We start from the raw sequence: 2,511 nt of genomic DNA, 5'->3' as shown, positions 1-2,511 counted from the left end.
TGCGCTCGCCGCCGCGCGGCTCGGGACTCTGTCCGTGGAGTTGCCGTGACCACCCCCGTCGTGATCGCCGCGCGGCGGACTGCCATCGGCAACGCCTTCGGCGCCCTGCGCGGGGTGCCGGTGGACCAGCTCGCCGCGCCTGTGCTGCGGGCCGCCCTCGACGACGCCGGTCTGTCCACTGTGGATGACGTGGTGCTGGGGAACGTGTTCGGGCCGGGCGGGAACCCCGCGCGGGTCGCCGCGTTGCGGGCGGGCCTCGCGGTGCCTGGGGTGACCGTCGACCGGCAGTGCGCGAGCGGTCTGGCCGCCATCACCCTCGCGGCGGCGATGATCCGCGCCGGTGAGGGAGAAGTGTTCCTCGCGGGCGGGGTGGAGAGCGCGTCGACCGCGCCGTTCCGCGCCTGGCGGGTGGACGGCAGCAGCGAGCCGGGCGAGTTCTACACGCGGGCGCCGTTCGCGCCGGCGGAGATCGGCGATCCGGACATGGGTCCGGCGGCCGACCTGGTCGCCGCGGAGGCCGGAATCTCGCGGCAGCGGCAGGACGCTTTCGCCGCCCGCAGCCACGCCCGCGCGGTCGCGGCGCAGCGGGCGGGCCGGTTCGACGCCGAGATCGTGCCGGTGGCTGGGGTGGTGCGTGACGAGCGGCCGCGCGACGGCTTCACCGAGGCGCGGCTGGCCCGGTTCCGGCCCGCGTTCACCCCGGACGGCACCGCGACGGCGGCGAACTCGTGCGGGATCAACGACGGCGCGGCGGCGGTGCTGATCGTGAGCGAGCGGGTGCAGCGGCGGCTGGGGGTGCCGGGGCTGCGGCTGGCCGCGTCGGCGACCTCGGCGGTGGACCCGAACCGGCTCGGCCTCGGCGCGGTGCCCGCCATGCGGCGTGTGCTGGACCGGCGGCCGGACGTGGTCGAGTTCAACGAGGCGTTCGCCGGGCAGGCGCTGGCGTGCCTGGACGCGGCGGGGATCGACGAGGAGGTCGTGAGCCCGGACGGCGGGGCCATCGCGCTGGGTCACCCGTGGGGAGCGTCGGGCGCCGTGCTGGTCGTGCGGCTGTTCGGCACACTGGTGCGGCGGCGGACCGGGTCGTGCGGTCTGGCCGCGCTGTCCGCCGGCGGCGGTGTGGGTGTGGCGACGAGGTGGGAGACGGGATGATCGAGTTCGAGGGCGTCGGGCACGCGTACGGCTCGCGGGTCGTGCTGTCCGATGTGGACTTGCGCATCCCGGAGCGGCGGGTGGCTTTCGTGGGCGCCAACGGTTCCGGCAAGTCCACGCTGGCGCGCACGATCAACGGACTGGTGGCCCCCACGGAAGGCCGCGTGCTGGTCGACGGGCTGGACCCGGTGCGCGAGGGCCGGGCGGTGCGCAAGCGGGTCGGGTTCTTGTTCACCAACCCGGACAGCCAGATCGTGATGCCCACCGCCGGTGAGGACGTCGCGTTCTCGCTGCGCCGCAGTGGGCTGTCCAAATCGGAGCGCGCGGCGCGGGCCGCGGAGGTCCTGGCGCGCTACGGTCTCGGCGACTACGTGGACCACCCGGCGCACCAGCTGTCCGGCGGGCAGAAGCAGTTGCTGGCGCTGTGCGCGATGCTGGTGCTCGAGCCGGACATCCTGGTCTGCGACGAGCCGACGACGCTGCTGGACCTGCGCAACAAGCGCCGGTTCGCCGAGACCCTGGCCGGGCTGTCGCAGCAGGTGGTCCTGGTGACGCACGACCTGGAGCTGCTCGGTGGTTTCGACCGGGTCGTGGTGCTGGACGCGGGCCGGGTCGTGGCGGACGACGCGCCCGGGCCGGCACTGGCCTGGTACCGGAAGCTGACCGCGTGAACGCCTGGTACGAGCCGGGCACGAGCGTCCTGCACCGCACCCCGGCGGGGGTGAAGTTCCTGGTGTTGCTGGCGCTCGCCGTGGTGATCTTCGTGTTGCGGTCGCCGGTGTGGCTCGGGGTGCTGTGCGCGGTCGCGGTGGCCGGTTACGCCGTGGCGCGGGTGTCCTGGCGGCGGTGCTGGGGGTTGTTGCGGTCGCTGGGGCTGCTCGTCGCGGTGGTGTTCGCGTTGCAGTGGTGGCTGCTCGGGCTGGAGCCGGCGGTCGTGGTGTGCCTGCGGATCGTCGCCGCGCTGGCCGCCGCGAACCTGGTGACGGTCACGACCCGCGTCGACGACCTGGTGACCGCGATCGAGCGTGGACTTGACCCGCTGCGGCGGTTCGGGGTGCGGCCGGACCGGCTCGGGCTGCTGGTCGGGTTGACGCTGCAGGCCGTGGCGACGCTGACCGGCATCGCCGGCGAGGTCCGGGAGGCGGCCAAGGCGCGCGGCGCGGACCGCTCGGTGGTCGCGTTGACCGTCCCGTTCCTGGTCCGGACGCTGCGGCACGCCGACGAGCTGGGAGAGGCGCTCGCCGCCCGCGGCGAGGGTGACCGCTGACGCGTCACGGGGGATGGTCGTGGGCCGCTGGGTGACTGGTGGGATCGCGGGTCGCTGTCCTGGCCGCCTGGTCACCGGCGAGGCCGTGGTGG

Annotated in this window: 3 protein-coding genes; all 3 read left to right on the top strand. The window is 74.8% G+C overall.

Going from position 1 to position 2,511, the window contains the following annotated elements; all coding sequences use genetic code 11:
- Positions 1-45 precede the first annotated feature (45 nt).
- The 3 genes from L2C96_RS23895 to L2C96_RS23885 are packed head-to-tail and all read left to right on the top strand — an operon-like array spanning position 46 to position 2,419.
- Positions 46-1,152 carry a thiolase family protein gene (locus L2C96_RS23895; protein ID WP_020420549.1) on the top strand — a complete coding sequence of 369 codons (1,107 nt, stop codon included), beginning with the start codon at positions 46-48 and terminating at the stop codon, positions 1,150-1,152.
- Entirely contained in the window at positions 1,149-1,823 is a 675-nt protein-coding gene (locus L2C96_RS23890; RefSeq protein WP_237337837.1) for an energy-coupling factor ABC transporter ATP-binding protein, read from the top strand. The genes L2C96_RS23895 and L2C96_RS23890 overlap by 4 nt, the downstream gene beginning before the upstream one ends.
- A complete protein-coding gene (locus L2C96_RS23885) occupies positions 1,820-2,419 on the top strand; it encodes an energy-coupling factor transporter transmembrane component T family protein (RefSeq protein ID WP_237337836.1) in 600 nt (199 codons plus the stop codon). Before L2C96_RS23890 ends, L2C96_RS23885 begins: the two co-directional genes overlap by 4 nt.
- Positions 2,420-2,511 lie beyond the last annotated feature (92 nt).

Origin of the sequence: Amycolatopsis tucumanensis, from assembly GCF_021654135.1 — a bacterium.
GTDB lineage: Bacteria > Actinomycetota > Actinomycetes > Mycobacteriales > Pseudonocardiaceae > Amycolatopsis_E > Amycolatopsis_E tucumanensis.
Note: the sequence above shows the minus strand (reverse complement) of the source record. Positions and strands in the feature narration are given on the sequence as shown.

Bases quoted from the DNA above. Each gene is read 5' to 3' on its own strand.
- L2C96_RS23890 (WP_237337837.1), top strand. From the start codon at position 1,149: ATGATCGAGTTCGAGGGCGTCGGGCACGCGTACGGCTCGCGGGTCGTG.